Origin of the sequence: Pantoea sp. AG1095, assembly GCF_003208415.1 — a bacterium.
Taxonomy (GTDB): Bacteria; Pseudomonadota; Gammaproteobacteria; order Enterobacterales; family Enterobacteriaceae; genus Pantoea; species Pantoea leporis.
Genome location: NZ_QKMJ01000001.1, coordinates 1,126,587 through 1,147,028 on the forward strand (window position 1 = coordinate 1,126,587; position 20,442 = coordinate 1,147,028).

Genomic DNA, 20,442 nt, shown 5'->3' on the forward strand with positions numbered 1-20,442 from the left:
GGATGGCGTCGTTCCTTAACGTCAGGTAACTACGGTAATCAGTGGACGATCGGCTCTAGCGGCAAACAGTTCGCCAATCGACGTTGCTTGCACGCCTGCTGCAGAGGCGCAGCGCTGGAATGCCTCAATGGCGCTGGGTTGAACCGCCACCAGCAGACCACCGGAGGTTTGTGGATCGCACAGCAACGCGCGGGTGGCATCATCTAAGGGTGAAACCTGCTCGCCATAGCTGGCGAAGTTGCGGCTGGTGCCACCGGGCACCGCTCCCGCAGCGATATAGTCATCGACGCCCGCCAGGCGCGGTACCTGCGCTGCAATCACTTCGGCACGCAATCCTGAACCCTGGCAGATTTCACTTAAATGGCCGAGCAAGCCAAAACCGGTGACATCGGTCATCGCGCTGATGCCCGCCAGTTTGGCGAACTCCGCTCCGGCTTTATTCAGCTGGCACATTACGTCGGCGGCCAGCGACTGGTGTTCAGGCCGCAGCAGGCCTTTTTTCTCCGCGGTAGTGAGAATGCCAATGCCTAATGGTTTGGTGAGGAAAAGCTGACAACCGGCCTGCGCCGCGCTGTTCTTTTTCACCCGTGCCACATCGACGATACCGGTTACGGCCAGGCCGAAGATCGGCTCTGGCGCATCAATCGAATGGCCGCCCGCCAGGGCGATTCCCGCCGCCTGACAAGCGGCACGCCCGCCCTCGACCACCTGCTGCGCCACTTCCGGACTCAGTAGATTCACCGGCCAGCCTAATATAGCGATCGCCATGATTGGTTTCCCGCCCATGGCGTAGATATCGCTGATGGCGTTAGTGGCGGCGATACGACCAAAGGTAAAAGGATCGTCGACGATCGGCATAAAGAAGTCGGTGGTGCTTACCACCGCAGTACCGTTGCCGAGATCGTAGACTGCAGCATCATCACGCGTTTCATTGCCAACCAGCAGTTGCGGATCGTTAAACGGACTGAGCTCACTGCGCAGAATGGTTTCCAACACCTGCGGCGAAATCTTGCACCCACAACCCGCACCGTGGCTGTATTGCGTTAAACGAACAGGTTCACTCATGGCGACTTCCTTATGCGATGAACAGAAGGCGCTATGTTAGCCTGGCTGTCAGTTGGGAGTAAGTGTTGCACGACCTAACCTCGATCTTTCGCACAGGCTCTGTGCAATCTTTGCAACGGCGCCTAACCTGCCGCAAAAGTCCAGCATTGTCTGTCAGAAATAACTGACAAACTGCGCGGTGTCCGGCGCAACCACGGTGGTGTTGGCTTTCAACTGTGGCGTGCCGAGATAGAGGAAACCAACAATCGCATCTTGCTCGCGGCAGCCAAAGGCTTCGCGCACGGACGGATGATCGGTCCACGGACCGCTGCGCCAGATGCCATTAAAACCTTGCGCCACCGCGGCCATCTGCATCGCCATCACTGCACAGCTGGCAGACGCCAGTTGCTCCCACTGCGGCACTTTGGCGTTCTCTTCACAATGCGCCACCACGGTGATGATCATCGGCGCGCGATAAGGCGCGGAGGCTGCTTTGTCAATCGCCTTCTGCTCAAGATTGCTGTCACGCGCGGCCTGTTCCAGCAAGTTAGCAAAGCGCTCGCGCCCCTCATTTTCGACAATAATGAAACGCCATGGCTGCAGCGTACCGTGATCGGGGGCGCGCATCGCGGCGTGCAGAATATTTTGCAACGCTTCACCTGCCGGCGCCGGTTCTGCCAGACGAGACGCCGAGCGGCGATTAACTAATAAATCCAATGCATCCATTATTCTTCTCCCGTGAATAAAAAGCGTGGGCTAATCCTGGCACAGCACGATCTTTTGTAACAGTCTGGCGCGATTTCCTGCTGACTTTTCGCACGCCGCTCTTTAGGATGAACCCGACATCGGGGCAGACCGCGTGCTGGCTGCCCTGCTACGTGAATATGGAGAGTTTATGCGCACTTTGTGGCGAATTATTTCCGGTCTGTTCCGCTGGACCTGGCGGGTACTGAATTTTATTCGGGAATTTATTCTTAATTTATTTCTTATTGTTTTGATCCTGGCGGGCGTCGGGATTTGGCTGCAGGTTTCCAGTTCCAATAGCAGTGAGCCTGTACAGCAAGGCGCATTGAAAATCGATCTGAGCGGAGTGCTGGTCGATAAACCTTCCGTCAGCAATCGTCTGAGTCGTATCAGCCGTCAACTGTTAGGCGCCAATAGCGATCGCCTGCAGGAGAATTCCCTGTTCGATGTCGTCGATGCGATCCGCCAGGCAAAAACCGATAAAAACATCACTGGCATCGTGCTGGAGCTGCGTGACTTTGCCGGTGGCGATCAACCTTCGCTGCAATATGTGGGTAAAGCACTGCGCGAATTCCGTGACGCCGGCAAACCTATTTATGCAGTCGGCGACAGTTACAGCCAGGCGCAATACTACATCGCCAGTTACGCCAACAAGGTGTATCTCTCACCTCAGGGCACGGTCGATCTGCACGGTTTCGCCACCAACGGCCTGTACTACAAGACTTTGCTGGAAAAGCTGAAAGTTAATTCGCATGTATTCCGTGTAGGCACTTATAAATCTGCGGTTGAGCCGTTCCTGCGTGACGATATGTCACCGGAAGCGCGCGACGCTGATGGGCGCTGGATTGGCCAGCTGTGGCAGAATTACCTGAATACTGTGGCAGCCAATCGTCAAATTGCACCAGAACAGCTGTTCCCAGGTGCAGCCGGCATCATTAGCGGCTTGCAAGCGGTGCAAGGTGATACCGCGAAATATGCGCTGAACAATAAATTGGTGGATGTACTGGATACGCGTGCAGCCGCCGATCAGGAACTGGTGAAAACCTTCGGCTGGGATAAGGCGAATAACGATTACCGTAGCGTGAGTATCTACGATTACACCGTTAAACAGCCGCCGCAGAGCCAGGATGGCAATATCGCCGTGATCCTCGCCAGCGGTGCGATTATGGACGGTGAAGAGAGTGCCGGAAACGTCGGCGGTGATACCACGGCGTCGCAAATCCGCGATGCGCGCCTGGATGCTAAAATCAAAGCCATTGTGTTGCGTGTCAACAGCCCTGGCGGCAGCGTCACGGCATCGGAAGCCATTCGTGAAGAGCTGGCGGCAGCCCACGATGCGGGTAAACCGGTGGTGGTCTCAATGGGCGGCATGGCGGCTTCCGGCGGTTACTGGATTTCAACGCCTGCTGATTACATCGTGGCGGCACCCAGCACGCTGACCGGTTCCATCGGGATCTTTGGCGTGATTAACACCGTTGAAAACAGCCTGAGTTCGGTGGGGGTACACACTGACGGCGTTGCCACATCACCGCTGGCGGACGTCGCCACCACCAAAGCACTGCCAACTGAAGTGCAGCAGCTGATGCAGCTGACCATTGAGAATGGCTATCGTAACTTCGTGGGCCTGGTGGCGGCCTCGCGTCACAAAACGCCTGAGGAGATCAATGCGATTGCGCAGGGTCACGTCTGGACCGGTAGCGATGCGAAAGCCAATGGTTTGGTCGATGCGTTGGGAGACTTTGATGATGCCGTGGCGAAAGCTGCTGAGCTGGCGAAAGTCGCTAAGCCGGAGTTGAGCTGGTATCAGGACGATCCGGGCATGATCGATCTGCTGCTGAATCAGATGAACGCGTCGGTTCAGTCGGTGTTGCCGGCTGCGCTGAAAGTCTGGCTGCCTGCGCCAATGCTGGACGTAATGAGCGCAATGAAACAGCAACCTGGCTTACTGAATAACCTCAACGATCCGCAAAATCGCTACGCTTTCTGCCTGAACTGCGGCAACGTACGCTAATCTTTACAGCCCGGCCGCTGGTCGGGCTGCTTTTCGTTCGCAATCCCCTTATACTGCGCGTTTTACGGCAAGTCTGAGTTCCTTCATGCAAAAGAAAAATATCTACGTAGCCTACACCGGCGGCACCATCGGGATGCAGCGCTCTGCGCAGGGCTACATTCCGGTATCGGGTCATCTGCAACAGCAGCTGGCAAACATGCCCGAATTCCATCGGCCTGAAATGCCGGATTTCACCATCCATGAATATCAGCCGCTGATGGACTCCTCGGACATGACGCCGCAGGATTGGCAATCGATTGCGAACGATATTAAGCAAAACTACGATCGCTACGATGGCTTTGTGATTTTGCATGGTACCGACACCATGGCTTTCACCGCTTCGGCGCTCTCCTTTATGCTGGAGAACCTCGCTAAGCCGGTGATTGTCACCGGCTCGCAAATTCCCCTGGCAGAATTGCGTTCTGATGGGCAGCAAAACCTGCTGAACTCGCTGTATGTGGCGGCCAATTATCCGATCAGTGAAGTTGCCCTGTTTTTCAACAACACGCTGTTCCGCGGCAACCGCACCACCAAGGCACATGCTGACGGTTTTAATGCCTTCGCATCGCCAAACCTGGCGCCCTTGCTGGAAGCGGGCATCCATATCCGTCGGTTGAACACCCCGCCCGCACCGCAAGGTCATGGCGAGCTGATTGTGCATCCGATTACGCCACAGCCGATTGGCGTGGTGACGATTTATCCGGGTATTTCTGCCGACGTGGTGGGTAATTTCCTGCGTCAGCCGGTGAAAGCCTTGATCCTGCGCTCTTACGGCGTTGGCAACGCGCCGCAAAATGCCGAGTTCCTTTCGGAACTGCAACAGGCCAGCGATCGCGGCATCGTGGTGGTGAATCTGACACAGTGTATGTCCGGCAAAGTGAATATGGGCGGCTATGCCACCGGCAATGCGCTTGAGCATGCGGGCGTGATCAGCGGCTTTGATCTCACCGTTGAGGCCACATTAACCAAACTGCATTTTTTATTGAGTCAGAACCTTACCAGCGCGGAAATTCGTGCCAAAATGCAGCAGAATTTACGCGGCGAACTGACCGAAGATTGATACGGAGCGAAACCAATGAAGCGGGCATTGATAATCATCGATATTCAGAACGATTTTTGCCCCGGCGGCCCAATGGCGGTGCGTGAGGGTGACCAAACGGTTGCCGTCGCCAATCGATTTGCGCGTGAGTTTAACGATCGGGGTGAATGTGTGGTGGCATTGCAAGACTGGCATCCAGCCAATCACGGCAGCTTCGCCTCGATCTCCGGCGAGCCGGTCTACACGCTCGGCGAATTAAACGGTTTAGCGCAGATCTGGTGGCCCGATCACGGTATTGAGAATTCTGTCGGGGCGGATTTTCATCCCGATCTCGATCGCTCTCTGATTGATGCCGTGTTTCATAAAGGGGGCGATGTTGAGGTGGATAGCTACAGCGCCTTCTTCGATAACGGCCATCGACGCAAGACAGAACTCGACAGTTGGCTGCGCGAGCGCGGCATTAGCGATTTAGTGATGCTGGGTATTGCGACCGATTACTGCGTCAAATACAGCGTGCTGGATGCGCTGGAGTTAGGTTACAACGTGGAGGTGGTTAAAGAGGGCTGCCGCGGTGTGAACCTGAATCCGGATGACAGTGAAATTGCTTTCGCTCAGATGGAAGCACAAGGTGCGGTATTAATCTGAAAATAAGGGGCTGGTGAGAACCAGCCCTTTTGATTTTTAGTGCAGGTTGATGCGCGTGACGTCGGGCTCAATGCCAAACTCTTCTTTCAGCTGTTTCTTCGATTTCATCACCATATCCCCACCTTTGCTAATGGTCATATGTTGCGGATCGTCATTGTGGCGAGCCTGCCACAACATCACCAGCTGCAGACAATTCTCTTTCTGCTCTGGCGTCAGCGCGACGCCATCTGGCCATTTGCCGATTTCAACCGCCGTGGAGAGCCGCTCGTACACTTCCGGCGTCATCGCCTCCAGCATTGCTTCCAGTTCCTGTTTCATGCTTAGCCCTCTTGCTGATTGCCCTGCTCATCAGTGAAGTTTAGCGAGGCGGAGTTCACGCAGTAGCGCTCGCCGCTCGGCTGTGGGCCATCCGGGAACACATGTCCCAAATGCGCATCACAGTTGCCACAGCGAATCTCAACCCGGTGCATGCCGTGTGAATCATCTTCCAGATAGCGGATAGCGTCGTCACTGAAAGGCTGATAGAAACTTGGCCAGCCACAGCCTGAATCGTATTTGGTTTCGGAGAGAAACAGCGGCGAATTACAAACTAAGCAGTGGTAAATCCCTTCCTGCTTGTTGTGCAGCAAGGCGCCCGAGAAAGGGGGCTCCGTTCCACGATGCTGAGTGACATAGCGCTGCATTTCGGAAAGCTGCGCAATTTTTGCGTCGGGTGCGGTGTCTTTAGCCATTTTGAGTTCCGGAGTGTCATTCTGAAAAAATCGACTAGTATTCTAACAAACGTACAACATCTATCGGGTCTTTTTTCGTGCTAACGCCTCTGACATCTGTTCCACAGCACGATTTTGTGATGGCGATCACCCTTTGCAAAAGTCATCCCTTTTCAGCCCGCATTCGGCGTAACATAGGCGCGCAATAAGGGTGCTGCGTAAGCGATTGCGCAACGAATTATTCCTGGTGTTGGAATTGACCTGTCGCAACAATTGACACGATTCCGCTTGACGCCTGGTAAGGTTTTTGTAATTTTACAGCCAACCTTTTATTCACTAACAAATAGCTGGTGGAATATATGACTATCAAAGTAGGTATTAACGGTTTTGGCCGTATCGGTCGCATCGTTTTCCGTGCTGCGCAGCAGCGTTCTGACATCGAAATCGTCGCGATCAACGATCTGCTCGACGCCGATTACATGGCATACATGCTGAAGTATGACTCTACTCACGGTCGTTTTGACGGCACTGTAGAAGTGAAAGACGGTGCACTGATTGTTAACGGTAAGAAAATCCGTGTTACCGCTGAGAAAGACCCGGCTAACCTGAAGTGGGACGAAGTGGGTGTTGACGTTGTTGCTGAAGCGACCGGTATCTTCCTGACCGACGAAACCGCACGTAAACACATCACCGCTGGCGCGAAGAAAGTGGTTCTGACTGGTCCATCTAAAGACAGCACCCCGATGTTCGTACGTGGCGCTAACTTTGACAAATATGCTGGCCAGGACATCGTTTCTAACGCGTCTTGCACCACCAACTGCCTGGCTCCACTGGCTAAAGTTATCAACGACAACTTCGGTATCGTTGAAGGTCTGATGACCACCGTTCACGCAACCACCGCGACGCAGAAAACCGTTGATGGCCCGTCTCACAAAGACTGGCGCGGCGGCCGTGGCGCAGCGCAGAACATCATCCCATCTTCTACCGGTGCAGCTAAAGCAGTTGGCGTTGTTCTGCCAGAGCTGAACGGCAAACTGACCGGTATGGCGTTCCGCGTTCCTACTCCAAACGTGTCTGTTGTTGACCTGACTGTTCGCCTGGAAAAACCAGCGACCTACAAAGAAATTTGTGCAGTGATCAAAGCTGAGTCAGAAGGCAAAATGAAAGGCGTTCTGGGCTACATTGAAGACGACGTGGTTTCTACCGACTTCAATGGCGAAACCCTGACTTCAGTATTCGATGCTAAAGCAGGCATCGCTCTGAACGACAACTTCGTGAAACTGGTTTCCTGGTACGATAACGAAACTGGCTACTCACACAAAGTTCTCGATCTGATTGCACTGGTTGCTTCTAAGTAAGCTAACCGGCTAAACGGACAAGGGGTGACTTCGGTCGCCCCTTTTTTTCGACTGGATAAAAGAGAAGGTCTGACCATGCAAGATACGCTTTATACCCTTCCGGTAGTGAATCAAATCACCCCTTATCTGTCACAGCGTCAGCAGGGTGATTTGCCAATTGTAGTGATCAGCCATCCTAAAGTGCGAGCGGCGATTGCCCTGCAAGGTGCGCATCTGCTTTCGTGGCAGCCTAGCGGCCAAAAACCGGTGATTTGGCTCAGTGAAAAGACCCCATTTACTACAGGTAAAGCAATCCGCGGCGGCGTGCCTATTTGCTGGCCGTGGTTCGGTCCGGCAGGTGAACCGGCGCACGGTTTTGCACGCAATATGCCGTGGACGCTGACCGCCCATGACGAAAACGAAGATGCGGTAATGCTGACTTTTACGCTGGAAAGCAACGCACAAACCAAAAAGCTCTGGCCGCACGATTTCACCCTGCTTGCTCGCTTCCGGATTGCTGAGCATTGTGAAATTGAGCTGGAAGCTTACGGCGACTATGAAGCCACCGCAGCGCTGCACAGCTACTTCCAAATTGCGGACATCTCACAGGTCGAAGTGAGCGGATTGGGTAACAGTTTTATCGATAAGGTTAACGATAATGCTGTTGGCGCATCCGACGGCAAGCAGACCTATCCCAACCGCGTGGATCGTATCCACACCGCGGCGGATGACTGCAGCGTGATTCACGATAAAGCGGGCAAACGCCAGATTGAAGTCTATCACCACTATCAGAGTGACGTTGTCACGTGGAATCCAGGTCCGGAGTTATCATGCAGCATGGGGGACATGCCAAATGAAGGCTATAAAACCATGGTGTGCGTGGAAACGGCGCGCATTAGCAAGCCGTTAAAAAGCGCGGGTGAATCCCCTGCGCGTTTGGGCACCACAATTCGTATCGTTAATAAGTAATAAGATGCGGCGCCGTTGCGCCGCTAAACCACATCTAATGCAGTTTTAGATTGAGGCGCAGGAAACGCCCGATCAATGATGCTCAGCTCTTCATCAGTCAAATTAATGCTAAGCGCGGCCGCATTTTGCTGCACATGTGCAACGCTGCTGGCTTTAGGAATGGCCAAAACGCCTTGCTGACGGATCACCCAAGCCAATAGCACTTGCGCCACGCTGATGCCCTTCTGTTGTGCAATCTGTTGAAGACGCGCATCGTCAAACAGCGCCTGTCGCAGTCGTCCAGCCTGCGCTAACGGGCAATAGGCCATAATCGGCATCTCGCGCTGCTGACACTGCGGCAACAAATCGTACTCGATCCCGCGTGACGCTAAGTGGTACAGCACCTGATTGGTTAAACAGGATTTGCCGCCGGGCTCTTGCCACAGTTCCAGCATATCGTCATGGTCAAAGTTCGAGACGCCCCAATGGCGGATTTTGCCCTGCTGCTGCAAGGATTCCATCGCGCGAATGGTTTCTTCTAAGGGCACATTGCCACGCCAGTGCAGCAGGTAGAGATCGAGGTAATCGGTTTGCAGACGGCGCAGACTGCGCTCGCAGGCCTCGATAGCATCGACTTCACCGGCATTCCAGGGATACACCTTCGATACCAGCCAGGCTTGATCGCGACGGCCGCGTAACGCTTCGCCGACCACCTCTTCGGCAGCGCCTTCCGAATACATTTCCGCCGTGTCGATAACCTTAAGTCCAAGATCTAAACCCGCCTGCAGTGCGCCCACTTCCTGGCTACGCAGCGCTGCATTCTCACCCATATACCAGGTTCCCTGGCCAATAGCGGGTAAAGCTGATTCACCGTGAAATTGGATAGTCTTCATCACTCCTCCTGTTGCGCTGATATGGGGCTCTGAATTGGTGCAATGTAAGAAAAACGCCTCATTACGAGGCGTTTATTTAATCGTCAGAAGCTGTAACTGATGCCGGTCCAGAGTGTGAACTGGCCACTCTTATCGACCATCGGGCTGTCTTTGATTTCGCTGTCGAAGCGCGTGTAACGACCAGACAAGCTGGCGTTCCAGCTTTGGCTGATTTGGTAGCTGGCATTCATCTCGACATACGGCGACCAGCTGTCGTCTGGATGATACTCAGCGATGCCGGTTCGCGCACTTTCATGGGATGAAACACCGTAGTAATAACGGTTCTGATTGGCGCTGTTCCACATGGCACCAATGCCCGGCGTCAGGCTGAATGCGCCGAAATCAAAGCGATATAGATAGGTGAGATCCCAGATTAACCCATTGCTGTTATTGAGCACATCACCCAGCAGAGCGGTGCGCACGATACCCCAATCGGCAACATGGCGATAGTTGGCGCCGGCCATCAGCGTCATACGGCGCTTATCCAGCGCTTTCATGTCACCCAAATCGTTGTCTTTCGGATCGTACTGCTGCGGCGATCCCAGCACCGTCAGCGACAGCTGATTCTGCGGGTCTTTCCACAGGTAATAGCCGCCTTGCAGGCTACGGAACCAGAAGTTTTCGCCTTCATAATTAATCACCGGAATCGGCAGATAGCGGTCTTGTCCGCCCCGATAAGGTGACTGCGCATAAATCACCGAAGCGCCAAGAGATAAGGGTTCTGCATGAGTGCCGAACGCCGCAAAATAACAAGGAATAGCCAGAGTAAGCGCTTTAAGTTTGAATTGGTTCACAATTTATTCAGTCCATTAATATAACAATCACACGCAGAGTCTAACCAAATTTTTGCTATCGGTTAACGTTTAATGATGCTCTCTAACCAGCATAGCGAAATATTCTCAGTGGCTTCATCGCTCTCACGGCTTAGGTTGATTGCCTCAGTGCTTATGAGACTTTGTTATTGATATATCGCTGAATAAGGAGAAAAGTGGCTGCAGGTTTTCTGAATGCCTTCTACAGTTAAATGTAAGACGAGACTTTTTTGTACGAGCAGAGTAACCATAAGAATTGTGTATCCCGATAAAAAAACGTCAGGTTGGCATAAGGGTTGCTGTACTCAATAAAGAATATCTTCCGGGAGCTGCTACAAACTTTTATTACGCTCCTTTACCTGTGCTAAAAACGAAAGGACGGGCATCGCTATGAATATATTCGATCACTATCGTCAGCGTTATGAAGCTGCCAAGGACGAAGAGTTCTCATTGCAGGAATTCCTCGCCATCTGTAAACAGGATCGCAGTGCATACGCCAACGCTGCCGAGCGACTATTAATGGCCATCGGTGAGCCGGTGATGGTTGACACTGCGCAAGAGCCTCGCCTTTCCCGAATCTTTTCCAACCGAGTCATGGGACGCTACCCGGCCTTCGAAGAGTTTTACGGTATGGAGGAAGCGATTGAGCAAATCGTCTCCTACCTGAAACACGCCGCGCAGGGTTTGGAAGAGAAGAAACAGATCCTTTACTTACTGGGCCCGGTGGGTGGCGGTAAATCCTCATTGGCCGAGCGCCTGAAAGCGCTGATGCAGCGTGTGCCGATCTATGTGCTGAGCGCCGACGGCGAGCGCAGCCCGGTAAACGATCATCCGCTCTGCCTGTTTAACCCGCAGGAAGACGCCAATATTCTGGAAAAAGAGTATGGCGTGCCACGGCGTTATCTGGGCACCATCATGTCGCCCTGGGCGGCGAAACGCCTGCATGAGTTTGGCGGCGATATCACCCGCTTCAAAGTGGTGAAAGTGTGGCCGTCGATTCTGGAGCAGGTAGCGATTGCCAAAACAGAACCGGGTGATGAGAACAACCAGGATATTTCTGCGTTGGTCGGTAAAGTGGATATCCGCAAGCTGGAAAATCACGCGCAAAACGATCCTGATGCTTACGGCTATTCAGGTGCCCTTTGCCGCGCAAACCAAGGCGTGATGGAATTCGTTGAGATGTTTAAAGCACCGATTAAAGTGCTGCATCCGCTGCTGACCGCCACGCAGGAAGGTAACTACAACGGTACCGAAGGGATTTCTGCCCTGCCGTTCAACGGCATCATTCTGGCGCACTCTAACGAATCAGAATGGGTCACCTTCCGTAATAACAAAAACAATGAGGCCTTCCTCGACCGTGTTTACATCGTCAAAGTGCCTTATTGCCTACGCGTTTCCGAAGAGATCAAGATCTATAACAAACTATTGGATCACAGTGAGTTGACCACTGCGCCATGCGCGCCGGGCACGCTGGAAACCCTGGCCCGCTTCTCGATTCTGTCGCGTTTGAAAGAGCCGGAAAACTCCAGCATCTACTCCAAAATGCGCGTCTATGATGGCGAAAGCCTGAAAGATACCGATCCAAAAGCCAAATCCTGGCAGGAGTATCACGATTACGCGGGCGTTGATGAGGGCATGAACGGTCTTTCAACCCGCTTCGCGTTTAAAATCCTGTCGCGCGTGTTTAACTTCGACCATGCTGAGGTGGCGGCCAACCCGGTGCATCTGTTCTACGTACTGGAGCAGCAAATTGAGCGCGAGCAGTTCCCTCAGGATCAAGCCGAGAAGTATCTGGAGCACCTGAAAGGCTACCTGATTCCGAAATACGCCGAGTTTATCGGTAAAGAGATTCAGACCGCGTATCTGGAGTCCTACTCGGAATACGGTCAAAACATCTTTGATCGCTACGTTACCTACGCTGATTTCTGGATTCAGGATCAAGAGTACCGCGATCCTGACACCGGACAGCTGTTTGACCGCGAATCGCTGAACGCCGAGCTGGAAAAGATCGAGAAACCTGCCGGGATCAGTAACCCGAAAGATTTCCGTAACGAGATTGTCAACTTTGTGCTGCGTGCCCGTGCGCAGAATAGCGGACGCAATCCTAACTGGACCAGCTATGAAAAACTGCGCACGGTCATCGAGAAGAAAATGTTCTCGAACACCGAAGAGTTGCTGCCGGTGATTTCGTTCAATACCAAAACCTCAACGGACGAGCAGAAAAAACACGATGATTTTGTCGATCGCATGATGGAAAAAGGCTATACCCGCAAGCAAGTACGCCTGCTGTGCGAGTGGTATCTGCGCGTGCGTAAATCTTCATAATCGTTATCTGTAAGCGTTGCGGCGCTACGGTGCTGCAACAGGAGGCCGGGTTTCCCGGCCTAAGCTTGCAATGCAGTTTGGGGGATTTTTATGGCCTATTTTATCGATCGGCGTCTCAACGGTAAGAACAAAAGCGCCGTCAATCGGCAGCGCTTTCTGCGCCGTTATAAGTCGCAAATCAAGCAATCGATCTCCGAGGCCATCAACAAGCGTTCGGTGACCGATGTCGAGAGCGGCGAATCGGTCTCGATTCCAATTGACGATATCAACGAACCGAGCTTCCATCAGGGCCGCGGCGGCAGTCGCCATCGCGTGCATCCTGGGAATGACCATTTCGTGCAAAACGATCGCATTGAACGTCCGCAAGGTGGCGGCAGCAGCGGCGGTAGCGGCCAGGGCAACGCCAGTCAGGATGGTGAAGGCCAGGATGAATTCAGCTTCCAGATATCTAAAGATGAATATCTCGATCTTCTGTTCGAAGATTTGGCGTTGCCGAACCTGCGCAAGAATCAACATCGTCAGTTAAACGAGTACAAAACCCATCGCGCGGGCTACACCTCAAACGGTACGCCGGCTAATATCAGCGTGGTGCGCTCGCTGCAGAACTCGCTGGCTCGTCGTACGGCGATGACGGCGGGTAAACGCCGCATGTTAAACGAACTGGAAGCTACGCTATCCGAAGTGGAAACCAGCGAACCGGCGCAGTTACTGGAAGAGGAGCGTTTACGTAAAGAGATCGCTGAGTTGCGCGCGCGCATCGACCGCGTGCCGTTTATCGATACCTTTGACCTGCGCTACAAAAACTTCGAGAAGCGACCAGAACCTTCCAGCCAGGCCGTGATGTTCTGCCTGATGGACGTGTCAGGTTCGATGGATCAAGCCACCAAAGATATGGCGAAGCGTTTCTACATTCTGCTGTATCTGTTCCTGAGCCGTACCTACAAGAACGTCGACGTGGTGTACATTCGCCATCATACTCAAGCCAAAGAGGTCGACGAACAGGAATTCTTCTACTCACAGGAAACGGGCGGCACCATTGTTTCCAGTGCACTGAAGTTGATGGATGAAGTAGTTAAAGAGCGTTATGACCCGTCACAGTGGAACATCTATGCGGCGCAAGCGTCGGATGGTGATAACTGGGCCGATGATTCACCGCTCTGCCACGAGATCTTAGCCAAACATATTCTGCCGGTTGTGCGTTATTACAGCTATATCGAGATCACGCGCCGCGCGCACCAGACCTTATGGCGCGAGTATGAACATCTGCAGGCAATGTTTGATAACTTCGCAATCCAACATATTCGCGAGCCAGAAGACATCTATCCGGTATTTAGAGAACTTTTCCACAAACAGGCTGCAGAAGCCTGAGTCCATAAGCCGGTCACTGACCGGCTTTTTCTTTGCAGCAGCCCCACTCACTTCGCGCCATTTCCTGTTGTTTTTTCATACAAATTTAGCTGTGTATGGGATGCGGCCCCACAGAATGAAAAAATGTGCAATTAAGCGCTGACAAGCTATTGATAAGGCATTATCTTTCCACCTTGTCTGTGTGAATCGCCCGCAGTTTGTCTTTTTTGCCCCACCGCAGGAGAACGCCGTTGAATACCAGCATGATTTACAGTTTGTTCATTATTGGGTCCGTGCTGGTAGCAGCAAGTATTTTGCTCAGTTCCTTTTCATCACGCCTTGGCATTCCGATTCTGGTGATCTTCCTCGCTCTCGGCATGTTGGCCGGGATTGATGGTATCGGTGGGATCGCCTTTGATAACTATCCCGTCGCCTATCTGGTCTCCAACCTCGCTTTAGCCATCATCTTGCTTGATGGCGGGATGCGCACCAAAGCATCTTCGCTAAAGGTGGCGCTCGGCCCGGCATTATCGCTGGCGACGGTTGGCGTGATGATCACTGCAGGGTTAACCGGCGTTGCCGCTGCCTGGCTGTTTAAGCTCGATCTGATGCAGGGCTTTCTGATTGGCGCGATTATCGGTTCTACCGATGCCGCCGCCGTATTTTCGCTGCTGGGTGATAAAGGCCTCAATGAACGTGTCAGCTCCACGCTGGAGATTGAATCCGGCAGCAACGATCCGATGGCGGTGTTTCTCACCATCACGCTGATCGACATGATTCAGCAAGGCCAGTCCGGCCTGAGTTGGATGTTTGTGGTGCATCTGGTGCAGCAGTTTGGTCTTGGCATCGTATTAGGCCTGGGCGGCGGCTGGGCGCTGCAGCAGTTGATTAACCGTATCAATCTGGCGCAGGGTTTATATCCGCTGCTGGCGGTGAGTGGCGGCATCATCGTGTTTGCGCTCACCACCGTGATGGAAGGCAGCGGCATTCTGGCGGTTTATCTTTGCGGCTTCCTGCTGGGCAACAGCCCGATTCGCAACCGCCACGGTATTTTGCAAACCTTTGACGGCATGGCATGGCTGAGCCAAATCGGCATGTTCATTGTGCTGGGCTTGCTGGTGACACCCTCCGATTTGTGGCACATCGCGGTGCCGGCGATGATTCTGTCGCTGTGGTTGATTCTGGTAGCGCGCCCGCTGTCGATTCTGGTTGGTCTGTTACCGTTCAAAGGCTTCACCGGACGCGAACGTATCTTCATCAGTTGGGTGGGCTTACGTGGCGCAGTGCCAATCATCCTCGCCGTATTTCCGATGATGGCCGGGCTGGAGAACGCCAAGCTCTACTTCAACATCGCTTTCTTTGTAGTATTGGTGTCGTTGATGCTGCAAGGCACTTCGCTGGGCTATGCCGCCAAACGCGCCAAAGTGGTGGTGCCACCAACCGCCTCGCCGATTAGCCGGGTTGGGCTGGATATCCATCCGGAGAATCCGTGGGAACAATTTATTTATCAGCTGAGCGCCGACAAATGGTGCGTCGGCGCAGCGCTGCGTGATTTGCAGATGCCGCGCGAAACCCGCATCGCCGCCCTGTTCCGCGATAACGCGTTAATGCATCCCAACGGCAATACGCGCCTGAAAGAAGGCGATGTGCTGTGTGTGATTGGCCGTGAACGTGATCTCCCCGCCTTGGGTAAAATGTTCAGCCAATCGCCGCCGGTATCGCTGGATCAACGCTTCTTCGGCGACTTTATTCTGGATGCCGAGGCGCGCCTGCGCGACGTGGCGCAAATTTACGGCCTGGAGTTAGATGAACAGACCAACGATCAGCAGTCGCTAGGACAGCTGGTAATGAGTTTGCTCGGCAGCACGCCAGTGGTTGGCGATCAGGTGGAATGGAAGCAGTTAACCTGGACGGTGGCAGAGAAAGAAGATAACCAGATTGTGAAGGTTGGCGTGCGCGTCAGCGAAGACAAGGATTAATCCGAGGCTTTATCGCTCGTAAACTGCGTGTGAACGACTATGCTCACTATTCAACCCAGTTAATACGGGAGAATGTAATGGGACGCGTGGTGAAGATTGGTCAATATGAAATCGTTGATGCAGAGTTCAATAGTGACAATGGCGACACTGTCAGTATTCCCTGCCATACCAATCCCGGCCTGAGTGACCAACTCGACGGCTGGGATGTGGATACCAGTGTACCGGCATGGATTGATGAAGAGGCTGTCGATCTGCAAATCGGACACTATGACAAGCAGCAGGACCTGTGGGTATTAAAAAAACCCGCCTGATTGGCTGGCGCCGCCATTGATAGGAATGGCGGTCATTCCGAAAAGCTGTCTTAAAATGAAGCGTAATATTCGCGATTAATTAACTTTTAACCATACATTTCAATTAAATAGCCAATTATTTCTTTAGTCATTTATTTCCTTTTCAGACTATTTCCATATTAACTCTGTCAAATAACTCCTGCATACTCTCAAACGTTGCTGCAGCTTTTCGTGACGTGCATCACGTCTCAAACGGTCCTTTCCTTGCAGCGCTTATGGCAGCACTGACTTATATCTCGCTGAAAGAATTATTCTTTCCATTTTTCAGCGGACCACTCCTGAGCGCGTACTTGATTCTGGTCAGGCCATCTTTTACTTAAGAAAAGAGAGCAGGTTTTATGGCAAGTACTTTGATAATGAATGATGCAACCCGCTCGTGGAGCGGACTGCGCAAAAACCTCATCGCAAAAGTCGCACTTAGTTTCTCGGATTTAATTGCATTAAATCTGGCATTGTTTTTATCTGCCGCCACCGTTCAAGGTATTTGGGGCGAACTGGATACCTTTATTCCGCCCCAGCAGATTGAATACCGGTTTATTGCCCAATTTAGCCTTTCTATTCTTTGCACCGCCTGGTTCTGGGTGCGTATGCGTCACTACACTTATCGCAAGCCGTTTTGGTTTGAACTGAAAGAAGTGATTAAAACCCTGTTCGTCTTCTCTCTGCTTGATCTGGCGTTGATTGCCTTTTCAAAATGGGACTTCTCGCGCATGGTTTGGGTATTTAGCTGGACTTACGCTCTGCTGCTGCTGCCGCTGATGCGTGCCGTGGTAAAACGCGCCATCAACCGCGCAGGTCAGTGGCAGAAGGAAACCATCATCATTGGTTCCGGTAAAAATGCCATGGAAGCTTATGCGGCGCTGCAGAGCGAGGAGATCCTCGGTTATAACGTGCAGGCGTTTATCTCGCTGGATGATGACCAACAGCATGAGAAGGTTAATGGCGTTCCGGTGATCACCTGGAAAGACATCAACTGGCAAACCATGGACCGTGACAACACGCAATTTATCGTCGCCACCGAATTTGAGCAGCAAGTGGTGCGCGATAAATGGCTGAAGTTCCTGTCCAAAATGAAGTGCCGTTCAATCTCCGTGATCCCAACGCTGCGCGGCGTGCCGCTGTATGGCACCGATATGTCATTCATCTTCAGCCATGAAGTGATGATTTTGCGCGTCAGCAACAACCTGGCGAAACGCTCTTCGCGCTTCCTGAAACGCACCTTCGATATCGTGGTGGCATCCATGCTGCTGCTGTTCCTCGGACCGGTATTTGGACTGCTGTGTGCGATGGTGAAACGTGACGGCGGCAATGCGATTTATGGTCATGAACGCGTTGGGCAAGATGGCGTGAAGTTTAAGTGCCTGAAGTTCCGCTCAATGGTGACCAACTCGCAGGAAGTGCTGCAAAATTTGCTGGCGACCAGCGAGGAAGCGCGTGCCGAATGGGACCGTGATTTCAAACTGAAAAACGATCCGCGTGTGACCAAAATTGGTAACTTCCTGCGCAAAACCAGCCTTGATGAGCTGCCACAACTGTGGAACGTGATTCGTGGCGAAATGAGTCTGGTCGGTCCGCGTCCGGTGATTGAAGCAGAACTGGAGCGTTATGCCGGTGATGTGGATTACTACCTGATGGCGAAACCGGGCATGACCGGTTTGTGGCAGGTCAGCGGACGTAACGACATTGACTACGATACGCGCGTCTACTTCGATTCCTGGTACGTGAAAAACTGGGCGTTATGGACTGACATTGCGATTCTGTTCAAAACCGCTGGCGTAGTGGTTCGTCGCGACGGCGCTTACTAATACCCTCGAGGCGGTGCCTGTGCACTTCGGCAGGCATCGCTTTTATTATCCCTTTCTTTTTCCCCTAAGAGTCATTACCCTTCCGGATTGTTCAACAGGTCGTCCGGTTCGTAATGCAAAAATTCACCTTAATACTTCTTAGCCTGGTGCTGCTGGCGCCGCTTGGCATTGATCTTTACCTCCCGACATTGCCGCAAATCGCCGAAGGTCTTAACAGCCCGGTGAGCCTCATCCAAATCACGATTCCTCTGTTTTTATTGGTGATGGGCATTGGCCAATTGATCACCGGTCCGCTGGTGGATAATTTTGGTCGTAAGCCGCTCGCGTTAATTGGTCTTGCGCTTTACATCATTGGCAGCGCGATTGCCGCCACGAGCACGCTGTGGCCGGTGTTCTTTCTCGCCCGCATCATTCAGGGTTGCGCGGTGTGCTGCACGGCGGTGGTGGCCTTCAGCGGCGTGCGTGACCGTCTCAGTGGCGAGGATGCCGCACGCGCTTACGGCTTTCTCAATGGTGCGCTGAATATCGTTCCCGCGCTGGCGCCACTGCTGGGTGGGATCCTCGCCGAAGCCTACGGCTGGCGGATGCCGTTCTGGTTCCTGTGCGGCTATGCGGTGGTAATCGGCTTGATCGTCCTGCTGTGGCTGCCCGAAACGCGCCCGGCGGACACCTTACGCGTTAAAGGTTTACCGCTGGCGCAGTATGCTGCCATCGCCCGTGAACCGCGCTTTCTCGCCTTTGCCTTTGCCAATGCCGGCGCGCTGGGCATGGTGCTGACCTATGTGTCTCTGGCGCCACACGTGCTGATGACCGAAGGCGGCCTGACGCCGTTGCAATTCTCTTTCGCCTTTGGCGCCAACGGGTTTTGGATCATGCTGGTTAGCGCGTTCGTAAACAAAACCATTCGCAAAGCGGGACGCCCGTTCTGCCTGGCGATGGGTTTCGCCACCATGTTGATCGGCGCAATTCTTCTGATGATGGGCACCACGCTGTTACCGGCGGCGTGGCAAAACCATTGGGCGCTGTACATGATTCCCGTGGCGGTTTCCGTTGCCGGCCTGGCGTTCACGGTCGGTCCCGCCACCAGCTACGCGCTGGAGCCGTATCAGCAGCAAGCGGGCGTGGCCTCAGCACTGCAGGGATTTATTCAGATGGCGTGTGGTGCGGGCGGCAGCATGGCAATCGTAGCATTGCCAGTTGCTGAGAAGTCGTCACTGGCATTGATGATGCTGCTGGGTGCAGCGCTGGCACTGACCGCCTGGCGCTGCAGTAAGAAAATGCACGGTCGCGTGACCGCGCTTAAATAACCTCAACCGGAACGCGTGGCGCGAGCGCGCACATCAGCTCGTAGCCCACCGTTCCGGCGGCTTTTGCCACCTCATCGATCTTCACCTGATTGCCCCACAGCTCCACCTTTGAACCGATGCCGGCCTGCGGACAAGGTTCTAAATCGATCATTATCATGTCCATGGAGATGGCGCCCAGCGTTTGCGTGCGTATGCCATCCACGCTGACTGGCGTGCCGGTGGGCGCATGACGTGGATAGCCATCGGCGTAACCACAGGCGACAATGCCGATACGCTGGGTGCCGCTGGCGTGATAGCGATAACCGTAACCCACGCCGTCACCGGCATTCAGCTGCTGCACGCCAATGATTTCGCTGGTGAGCGTCATCACCGGCTGCAATCCGGTGCTGGCGATATCCTGCCAGTCGCCGCTCGGTGACGCGCCATAGAGAATAATGCCGGGACGCACCCAGTCAAAATGCGCTTCAGGATGCCACAGCGTAGCCGCAGAGTTAGACAGAGAACGCGGACAATTGAGCCCTTCCGCCGCCAGTTCGACGCGCTTCATTGGCTCAACGACTCCTTGCGGATTCTCCGCATCAGCGAAGTGCGCCATCAACGTCATTGCACCGACGTTCGGCAGAGCGTGCAGTTTTTGCCACGCCGCATGAGCCTGCTCAGGACGGAAACCAAGCCGGTTCATACCGCTGTTGATTTTGAGGTACACATCCACCGGTGCCGACAGCTGCGCTTTTGCCAGCGCCTGAATCTGCCAGTTGCTGTGCACGCTGGTGGTGAGGCGGTAACGATCGATTAGCGCTAAATCCTCGGCATGAAAGAAACCTTCCAGCAGCAGGATCGGTTTTTTCCAGCCCTGCTCACGCAGCAGGATCGCCTCTTCCATATTCAGCAGCGCGAAACCATCGGTTTCTGCCAGGCTTTGCCACACGCGAGCCACACCGTGACCATACGCATTGGCTTTTATCACCGACCAGACGCGTGATTGCGGGGCCGCCCGGCGAACAACGGCCAGATTATGACGCAGTGCCTGTTGATTGATGGTGGCACCGGTTGGACGTGACATGCTTT

The 20,442-nt window shown here is 53.5% G+C and carries 18 protein-coding genes; 11 read left to right on the forward strand and 7 right to left on the reverse strand.

The window, feature by feature from the left end:
* Window positions 1-21: 21 nt before the first annotated feature.
* Together selD and DEU53_RS05355 are read right to left on the reverse strand one after the other, a co-directional pair.
* Window positions 22-1,065, reverse strand: coding sequence for a selenide, water dikinase SelD (gene selD, locus DEU53_RS05350; RefSeq protein WP_110866268.1), 1,044 nt, complete (start codon window positions 1,063-1,065; stop codon window positions 22-24).
* A 153-nt stretch (window positions 1,066-1,218) separates the two neighbouring features.
* Window positions 1,219-1,770 carry an NAD(P)H nitroreductase gene (locus tag DEU53_RS05355; RefSeq protein WP_110866269.1) on the reverse strand — a complete coding sequence of 184 codons (552 nt, stop codon included), beginning with the start codon at window positions 1,768-1,770 and terminating at the stop codon, window positions 1,219-1,221.
* A gap of 169 nt (window positions 1,771-1,939) precedes the next feature.
* Between DEU53_RS05355 and sppA the strand changes: the two genes are divergently transcribed.
* The 3 genes from sppA (at window position 1,940) to pncA (ending at window position 5,522) form a co-directional block, all read left to right on the forward strand.
* The gene (gene sppA, locus DEU53_RS05360; RefSeq protein ID WP_110866270.1) at window positions 1,940-3,799 is read left to right on the forward strand and encodes a signal peptide peptidase SppA; all 1,860 of its coding nucleotides are present in this window, start codon (window positions 1,940-1,942) and stop codon (window positions 3,797-3,799) included.
* 85 nt (window positions 3,800-3,884) lie between these two features.
* On the forward strand, window positions 3,885-4,898 hold the full coding sequence (ansA, locus tag DEU53_RS05365; RefSeq protein ID WP_101764219.1) for an asparaginase: 1,014 nt from the start codon (window positions 3,885-3,887) through the stop codon (window positions 4,896-4,898).
* A gap of 15 nt (window positions 4,899-4,913) precedes the next feature.
* Complete coding sequence (gene pncA / locus DEU53_RS05370; RefSeq protein ID WP_110866271.1) at window positions 4,914-5,522, forward strand: bifunctional nicotinamidase/pyrazinamidase; 609 nt, start codon at window positions 4,914-4,916, stop codon at window positions 5,520-5,522.
* Between the two features lie 36 nt (window positions 5,523-5,558).
* On the opposite strand, the gene DEU53_RS05375 is transcribed toward pncA, so the two are convergent.
* Window positions 5,559-5,840, reverse strand: coding sequence for a YeaC family protein (locus DEU53_RS05375; RefSeq protein ID WP_101764217.1), 282 nt, complete (start codon window positions 5,838-5,840; stop codon window positions 5,559-5,561).
* Between the two features lie 2 nt (window positions 5,841-5,842).
* Window positions 5,843-6,253 carry a peptide-methionine (R)-S-oxide reductase MsrB gene (gene msrB / locus DEU53_RS05380; protein WP_110866272.1) on the reverse strand — a complete coding sequence of 137 codons (411 nt, stop codon included), beginning with the start codon at window positions 6,251-6,253 and terminating at the stop codon, window positions 5,843-5,845.
* A gap of 338 nt (window positions 6,254-6,591) precedes the next feature.
* Between msrB and gapA the strand changes: the two genes are divergently transcribed.
* Window positions 6,592-7,590, forward strand: coding sequence for a glyceraldehyde-3-phosphate dehydrogenase (gene gapA, locus DEU53_RS05385; RefSeq protein WP_007889697.1), 999 nt, complete (start codon window positions 6,592-6,594; stop codon window positions 7,588-7,590).
* A gap of 75 nt (window positions 7,591-7,665) precedes the next feature.
* A complete protein-coding gene (locus DEU53_RS05390; RefSeq protein ID WP_110866273.1) occupies window positions 7,666-8,538 on the forward strand; it encodes a D-hexose-6-phosphate mutarotase in 873 nt (290 codons plus the stop codon).
* Window positions 8,539-8,561: 23 nt separating this feature from the next.
* Here the strand turns inward: DEU53_RS05390 and DEU53_RS05395 are convergent, their stop codons facing one another.
* On the reverse strand, window positions 8,562-9,413 hold the full coding sequence (locus tag DEU53_RS05395) for an aldo/keto reductase (RefSeq protein WP_304465969.1): 852 nt from the start codon (window positions 9,411-9,413) through the stop codon (window positions 8,562-8,564).
* 80 nt (window positions 9,414-9,493) lie between these two features.
* Window positions 9,494-10,243: a MipA/OmpV family protein gene (locus DEU53_RS05400; protein WP_110866275.1), complete on the reverse strand. Its 750-nt coding sequence runs from the start codon at window positions 10,241-10,243 to the stop codon at window positions 9,494-9,496.
* Between the two features lie 408 nt (window positions 10,244-10,651).
* On the opposite strand from DEU53_RS05400, the gene yeaG reads away from it, so the two are divergent.
* From yeaG to DEU53_RS05430, 6 genes are all read left to right on the forward strand, one after another.
* Complete coding sequence (yeaG, locus tag DEU53_RS05405; RefSeq protein WP_008110364.1) at window positions 10,652-12,586, forward strand: protein kinase YeaG; 1,935 nt, start codon at window positions 10,652-10,654, stop codon at window positions 12,584-12,586.
* Window positions 12,587-12,676: 90 nt separating this feature from the next.
* Complete coding sequence (locus tag DEU53_RS05410; RefSeq protein ID WP_110866276.1) at window positions 12,677-13,954, forward strand: YeaH/YhbH family protein; 1,278 nt, start codon at window positions 12,677-12,679, stop codon at window positions 13,952-13,954.
* A gap of 230 nt (window positions 13,955-14,184) precedes the next feature.
* Entirely contained in the window at window positions 14,185-15,912 is a 1,728-nt protein-coding gene (locus tag DEU53_RS05415) for a potassium/proton antiporter (RefSeq protein ID WP_101764211.1), read from the forward strand.
* Window positions 15,913-15,989: 77 nt separating this feature from the next.
* On the forward strand, window positions 15,990-16,223 hold the full coding sequence (locus DEU53_RS05420; RefSeq protein WP_110866277.1) for a DUF1480 family protein: 234 nt from the start codon (window positions 15,990-15,992) through the stop codon (window positions 16,221-16,223).
* A 377-nt stretch (window positions 16,224-16,600) separates the two neighbouring features.
* Window positions 16,601-18,067 carry an undecaprenyl-phosphate galactose phosphotransferase WbaP gene (wbaP, locus tag DEU53_RS05425; protein ID WP_008110368.1) on the forward strand — a complete coding sequence of 489 codons (1,467 nt, stop codon included), beginning with the start codon at window positions 16,601-16,603 and terminating at the stop codon, window positions 18,065-18,067.
* A 113-nt stretch (window positions 18,068-18,180) separates the two neighbouring features.
* Complete coding sequence (locus tag DEU53_RS05430) at window positions 18,181-19,374, forward strand: multidrug effflux MFS transporter (RefSeq protein WP_101764208.1); 1,194 nt, start codon at window positions 18,181-18,183, stop codon at window positions 19,372-19,374.
* Here DEU53_RS05430 and dadX read toward each other — a convergent pair.
* Window positions 19,367-20,437: a catabolic alanine racemase DadX gene (gene dadX / locus DEU53_RS05435; RefSeq protein ID WP_110866278.1), complete on the reverse strand. Its 1,071-nt coding sequence runs from the start codon at window positions 20,435-20,437 to the stop codon at window positions 19,367-19,369. The genes DEU53_RS05430 and dadX overlap by 8 nt on opposite strands.
* Window positions 20,438-20,442 lie beyond the last annotated feature (5 nt).